This is a genomic window from Streptomyces sp. NPDC001135 (assembly GCF_053598395.1).
The window spans coordinates 112,315-118,822 of record NZ_JBSFKD010000031.1 but is presented as its reverse complement, the minus strand read 5'-3'; the positions used below and the strand labels follow the sequence as shown (position 1 = coordinate 118,822).

Below are 6,508 nucleotides of genomic sequence, written 5' to 3'. Positions count from 1 at the left end.
AACTGCTCGACCTCCTGGAAGGACCCCGGGTCCACGAGCAGCTCGATCCGCTCCCGCGCGGTCAGCTTGCCCTTGGCGTGCTGCGCCTCGGTCGCCTTCTCGCTCGGACCCGCCACGGCCTGGGCACGGATCTCGTGCAGCTCGGCGACCCGTCCGCGGGCGTCCGTCGGCTCGCTGGTCGGCTCACCCGTCGTCTCTTCCAAAACGGTCATGTAGCGACCTTACGAAGGATGCCAAGGAAAGCGAGCCGTCGGTTCCGTACAGTCTCCGGCCCGGTTTCCTGGTGCCAGTGAACAGAACCATGGCGGCGTGCAGCCCTTCCGACTGCTCACGGGGCATCAGCGTTGTAGGGAGGACACAAAGACGTCATCCCGGAGCCACCTCGCATTCGCGGGGCGCAGATGCCATCCCCAGAGTGACACGGACCCTCGGACGGGGTCCGCGGACCCACACCACGGACACTGTTGAAACTCGAACTAAATGGGGTTATGGTCGAAGCCGTCAGGTTGTTTAACCTTCAACAGATCACTCGGAATCCCCGGAGCACGACATGGGCTTCTTCAGCCGCAAGGACAGCACCCCCGCGACCACCGCCACGCCAATGGCCGTGGGCCCCGACCTCACCGCTCTGACCGGTGACTACGCGATCGACCCGGCGCACACCACGATCGGTTTCGTCGCCCGGCACGCCATGGTCACCAACGTCAAGGGCGTTTTCCACGACGTCACCGGCACGCTGCACCTGGACGGATCGGACCCCAGCAGGTCCACCGCCACGCTCGACATCAAGATGGAGAGCATCGACACCGGCAACGCCGACCGGGACGGCCACCTGAAGTCGTCCGACTTCTTCAAGACCGACGAGTTCCCGGTCATGACCTTCCGCTCCACCAGGGCGGAGGCCCTGGGCGGTGACGACTACCGCATCACCGGCGACCTCTCCCTGCTCGGGGTCACCAAGCCGATCACCATCGACCTGGAGTTCCACGGCGCCGCGAAGGACCCGTTCGGCAACGAGCGCGTCGGCTTCGAGGGCAAGGCCGAGATCCTCCGCTCCGAATGGGGTCTGACCTGGAACGCGGCACTGGAGACCGGCGGCGTCCTCGTCTCCGACAAGATCAAGCTGAACTTCGACATCTCGGCCATTCGCCATTCCGGCTGACCAGTAGGCGCAGGTGAGCGCCGTGCCGATGGAGCGGACGCGGAGGTGTGAGGACCGTGCGGGGCGGCTTCAGAATCCGCCGCCGAAGTCGCCCCCGCCCCCGCTGTCCCCTCCGCCGAAGTCGCCGCCGTCCCCGAACCCGCCCCCGAAGTCCCCGGGGTCGAAGTCCGTGCCGGACACGTCACCGCCCGTGTGGTCGCCCCCGAAGTCACCGCCGTACCCGGAGCCGAAGTCGCCGTAGCCCGTGCCGTAGTCGGCGGCGTACGACGGCGTGGCCATGATGCTGCCGAGCAGGGTGCCGACGAGCAGGCCGGGCAGGATGCCGCCGCCGAAGTAGCCGCCCGCCCAGGGGCCGTAGGCGGGACCCGCGTCCCAGTAGGGGCGGCGGCCGTAGTCCGTGTCGACCTCGCGGATCACCGGGTCGCGGCCGTCGGCCAGCCGGGTGGCGTCGGCCGCGCAGACGGGGACCTGACGCGCGGCACCGCCGGGCGGGGTCCAGGTGGCGTCGGTCACCGAGGGGCCGTGCCGGGGGTCGAAGAAGCAGGGCGGGCGGCGCTCGGGCAGGGGGCTGCCGTCGCGGCGGGCGGCCAGCCGGGCCAGGGAGAAGCGGCCGTCCTCCAGGGCCTCGGTGACCGTGCGCACGTCCTCCGGGCGGCTCGCCTGCGCCATACGCTGTTTGGCGGTGTCGTAGGCGTCGAGGGCGTGCTCGTAGTCGGCGCGCATCGCGTCGTCGGCGCCGGGCCCGGCCGGCTGGAAGTCGAGACGGTCCAGTTCCTCGCCGAAGGCGGTGATGTCCTCGTCCACGACCACCCGGAGACGGTCGAGGGCGGCCCGCTGTTCTTCCTCGCGGCGCCGGCGGTTGCGGCGGACCAGCGTGTACGCGCCCACGCCGCCCGCCACCACCACCGCGCCGACCGCGATCAGGGCCGCACCCGACGCACCGCCGGCTCCGCCGCCCGAGCCGCCCCAGCTCTTCGGGGCGTGGCCGCCCATGTGGGCCAGGGCCCGGTCGGTGAAGTCGGTGAGCTGGGCCTTGGCCGACTCGCCCTGGACGCTCGCCACCAGGTTCCGCCGGGCCGTCGCCGACATGACGGAGGCGTCGGCGCGGGCGTCGAAGCGGTCGCCGAGGCGGATGCCGTACAGGCCGGTGATACCGGTGGCGGCGCGGAGCTTCGAGAACAGGCCGGCCGTCGGGTAGTCGGCGGGGAGCACCGCGATGAACAGCGGTTTGTCCGCGTCCTTGATGCGTTTCGCGAGCGCGTCGGCGTCCGCCTTCGACAGCTGGGCCGAGGCGGCCGGGTCGACGTAGACCGGGCCTGCGCGCAGGGCCCCGGCGATCGTGGAGACGCCGGTCTGCGCGCTCGCCGAGGGCGCGAACAGGGTCGCCGTGATCAGGGCGAGGGCGGCCAGCAGAAGTGCTGGGAGGCTTCGGGTCCGCAGGACGGCCTTCATGCTTCGAAGCTACCCGAAGCCTCCCGTAATCGGGCGAACGGTACCGGTCTACACGGCCCGGTACGCCTCCGTCAGCCTCTCCACCGCCTTTCCGTACCGGCCGGTCAGCAGCAGGTGGTCGGCGTCGGCGAAGGGTTTCGCCACCGCCGGGGTCATCCGCTCCCCCACCCGGTTCTGGACGATCAGCCGCGCCGTGGTCACCAGCGCGCGGCCGGCCCGGTCGGCGCCCGCCCGTTCGGCCGCCGTCGCCGCCGCGCCCAGCGCCCTCAGGGTGGCCGTACCGCCGCGCGGGACGACGGTGCGCGTGGTCAGGCCCCAGCCGTACGGGAACTGGGGGTCGTACGACGCGTCGCCCACGTTGATCGGCAGTTGCGACTCGGACTTCGGCCAGGTGACCGGCAGCTGTCCGGTGAAGGGGCGCCTGCCGTAGAGGACGTCGGCGACGCCCCCGCCCTCGGTGCCGGGGAGCCAGGAGGCCACCAGGGCGTCGATCGTGCCGAGCCGGTCGCCGATCAGCTGCGGGCGGCCGGAGACGATCAGCACCGCGCACTTCATGGCCGCGCACACCCTGTCCACGGCCGCCCGGTCGGCGGCGGACAGCTGCAGGCCGTGGCCGTTGCCGACGTCGCCGACGCCCTCGGCGTACGGGGTCTCGCCGACGACGACCACACCGACGTCGTGGCCCTCCAGAGGTGCCGAGGCGTCCTTGGAGTACGTGATGTTCCCGCCGGCCTCGCGCATGCCCTGCAGGATGGTCGTGCCCCGGGTGTGGGTGCCGGACGCGCCCTGCCAGGTGATGGTCCAGCCGCCGGTCTGGTTGCCGAGGTCGTCGGCGTTCGACCCGGCGACGTAGACCTTCTCGCTCTTCCTCAGCGGCAGGACGTCGCCGCTGTTCTTCAGCAGGACCTGCGACTCGGCGGCTGCCCGGCGGGCGACCGCGCGGTGGGCCGGGGAGCCGATGGCGGCGGCGCCGCCGGTGTCGGCGTACGGGTGCTCGAACAGCCCCAGCCTGAACTTCTGGGTGAGGATGCGGGAGACAGCGTCGTCGATCCGCTTCTCGCTGATCCGGCCCGCCTTCACCTCGTCGACGAGCGTGCCGCTGAAGTCCTTGTAGGAGTACGGCACCATCATCATGTCGACGCCCGCGTTCACCGCCGTGCGGACGTGGGTGGCGTAGTCGCCGGGGAGCTGGTCGATGGCGTTCCAGTCGCTGATGACGAAGCCGTCGAAGCCCATCCGGTCCTTGAGCACACCGTTGATCATGTCGCCGCGGGCGTGCATCTTCACCGCGCCCTGGCCGTCGCCGGTGATGTCGAGGGAGGAGTACGAGGGCATGACCGTGCCGATGCCCCGCTCGACGGCCGTCTTGTACGGCGCCAGGTGGATGTCCTCCAACTGTTGCCGGGTGACCGTGGTGACGCCCTGGTCGATGGTGTAGGTGCCGGTGGTGGACGAGCCGTACGCGGTGCCGCCGTCGCCGGCGAAGTGTTTGGCGGTGGCGAGTACCTTGTCGTTCCGGCTCAGGTCGCGTCCGTCGGCCCGGCCCTGGAGGCCCTGGATGACGGTCTCCATGGACTGCACGAGGGCGGGGTCCTCGCCGAAGGACTCGTAGGAGCGGCCCCAGCGTTCGTCGCGGCTCACGCACAGGCAGGGAGCGAAGTCCCAGGGGATGCCGGTGGCACGGACCTCGGCGGCCGTCACCGTGCCTGCCCGGTAGGCGAGTTGGGGGTCCCGGCTCGCGCCGATGCCGATGTTGTGCGGCATGATCGTGGCGCCGCTCAGGTTGTTGTGGCCGTGGACCGCGTCGACACCGTAGATCAGCGGGATCTGGAACCGGGTTGCCTGCGACCGGAGTTGGAAGCCGTCGATCATCTTCGCCCAGGCCTCGGGGGTGTTGGGCGTGGGCGTGGAGCCGCCGCCGGAGAGGAGCGAGCCGAGGGCGTACGTCGCGATGTCACCGCCGCCCCCGACGGCCCCGCGCTCGGCCTGGGTCATCTGCCCGGCCTTCTCCTGAAGGGACATGCGGGACAGCAGATCGGCGACGCGCTTCTTCACGGGCAACTTGCTGTTCAGGTACGGCAGTCCGTGCGCGTCGATGACGATCTGCGGGGCCTCGGCGGGTGCCTTGGCGCCGGTGACCGTGAGCCCCAGCGGGATGGTCTTCGCGGGTGCGGCGCCCTTGTTCCTCAGGGTCGCCACCTCGATGGTCCGCGTCGCGCCCGAGGCGGTGCCGGCCGGGAAGGTGAGGGTGCCCTCGGTCGGGGTGTAGTCCTGGCCGGCGGTGGCGGTGCCGCCCTCGGTCTTGTACGTGACCGTCACGGGCTCGTCGACGGGCCGGTCCCCGGTCGTCGCCAGGGTGACCTTCACCTGGGCGGTGTCGCCCGCCTTGACCGGGTGGACGGGCGCGTCGGTGCCGACGGAGGCGCGCAGCGACTGGTCGGCCTTTCCGTACAGCTCGACGTCGTCCATGGCGAAGTCGCCCTTGGTGCCGGCCGGGAGCGTGACGGCGTACCCCCACATCCGGGTGAGGCCGAGGACGTGGTCGATGCCGCCGACGGGCTGGTAGTCGGTGCGGTAGACGAAGTCGGTGAAGGGGATCTCGATCTGCTTCCAGCCGGTGAAGTCGTCGGTGAAGGACGTCGTCCAGAGTTCGGAGGCCTCCCCGTTCGTGCCGCCGTCCTTGATCTCGAAGGCGATCTTCCGGCCGTTGTTCCGGCCCTCCCACCAGAAGCGGATGCCCTGGTGGGCGGACCAGTCGTGGGCCGGCCGGTCGGCGGCGAAGTCGTGGGTGAAGCCGCCGTAGCCGCTGATGTCGTAGGTGCCGGTGAGGACCTTGGCGCCCTCGGGGGCGTCGGCGCGGTCGGCGAGGTGGAGAGCGGGCGGGTCGTCGGCGTCGCTCCCCCAGGGGAAGATGCCGTCGGCGGGCTGGGAGGCGAAGGGGACCTCGCCCTCGAAGCGGTCGACGGGTGCGGGCACCTCCCCCGCCCTCAAGGCAGTGGGGGAGGGTGCGGGGTCGTCGGCGGCGTGGGCGGCGGCGGACAGGGGCAACAGGGCGGCGAGCAAGGCCCCGGAGACGAGCAGGGCGGTTCTCGGCATAGACCTTCCCTCGGCTCTCACGGTTCACTCATGACTTAGCTCACGCCGTGAGTTAACTAACGGCCCACAGACCCGTCAAGACGTCACGTCAGACATTCCACCGCGGCCTCAGCGGACAGGCGGACACCGGGATCCGCGGACACGACGGTCGCCATGCTGCGCTTCCGGGATTCGCGGCCCATGGTAGGGCTATGACCACACCGCAGGATCTGTTCCTCGTCAGTCTCGACGTGCCCGGCGATCAACCCGTCGAACAGGGTGATCTGTCGCTGGCGCTCGCGGGGGCCGAGCTGATCGATCTGCTCGGCGCACGGGCTCTCACCCTGGACGGTGGGCGCATCGTGCCCGGCCCGGTCCTGACCACGGGTGACCGGATGCTGGACGAGGCCGGGGCGGCGCTGGTGCGGGAGGAACCGTACGAGACGGTCGAGGACTGGCTGTGGCGCCGGGGGGAGGGACTGGCCGTGGCCTACCGCGACGTGCTGGACGCCGAGGGGCAACTCTCCGGGAAGCGGCACCGCTGGCCGCACCGTGCCGACAAGGCAGCGGCGGCCGACACCCCGGCCCGGCGGCACGCCGCCGACCGCTGGTGGTCCCGTGAGCCGGTGCTCGCCGGGCTCGGCGCCACCCTGGGCATCCGGGGCGAGGGGCCGCCCGAGGAGGAGCCCGGCGACGAGGCGGTCCTCACCGTCCTGGTGGCGGTCGGTGACGCGGTGACCGAGCTGGAGGCGGTGCGCGAACGGCGGCGCATCGAGAACGTGGCCTTCGACAACATCTGGCGGGCGCCCTGAACCCCGC

At 71.3% G+C, this 6,508-nt stretch carries 5 protein-coding genes; 2 read left to right on the top strand and 3 right to left on the bottom strand.

All coding sequences use genetic code 11. From position 1 onward, the window contains the following. A partial coding sequence (locus ACWC94_RS31495; RefSeq protein WP_450800680.1) for a carboxyl transferase domain-containing protein occupies positions 1-212 on the bottom strand: 212 nt, incomplete at its 3' end. Positions 213-550: 338 nt separating this feature from the next. Between ACWC94_RS31495 and ACWC94_RS31490 the strand changes: the two genes are divergently transcribed. Further along, positions 551-1,162, top strand: coding sequence for a YceI family protein (locus ACWC94_RS31490; RefSeq protein ID WP_450800679.1), 612 nt, complete (start codon positions 551-553; stop codon positions 1,160-1,162). Between the two features lie 69 nt (positions 1,163-1,231). Here the strand turns inward: ACWC94_RS31490 and ACWC94_RS31485 are convergent, their stop codons facing one another. Further along, positions 1,232-2,614 carry a hypothetical protein gene (locus tag ACWC94_RS31485; RefSeq protein ID WP_450800677.1) on the bottom strand — a complete coding sequence of 461 codons (1,383 nt, stop codon included), beginning with the start codon at positions 2,612-2,614 and terminating at the stop codon, positions 1,232-1,234. A 48-nt stretch (positions 2,615-2,662) separates the two neighbouring features. After that, positions 2,663-5,710 carry a glycoside hydrolase family 3 protein gene (locus ACWC94_RS31480; RefSeq protein WP_450800676.1) on the bottom strand — a complete coding sequence of 1,016 codons (3,048 nt, stop codon included), beginning with the start codon at positions 5,708-5,710 and terminating at the stop codon, positions 2,663-2,665. Positions 5,711-5,901: 191 nt separating this feature from the next. On the opposite strand from ACWC94_RS31480, the gene ACWC94_RS31475 reads away from it, so the two are divergent. Next, the gene (locus ACWC94_RS31475) at positions 5,902-6,501 is read left to right on the top strand and encodes a GOLPH3/VPS74 family protein (RefSeq protein ID WP_450800675.1); all 600 of its coding nucleotides are present in this window, start codon (positions 5,902-5,904) and stop codon (positions 6,499-6,501) included. Positions 6,502-6,508 lie beyond the last annotated feature (7 nt).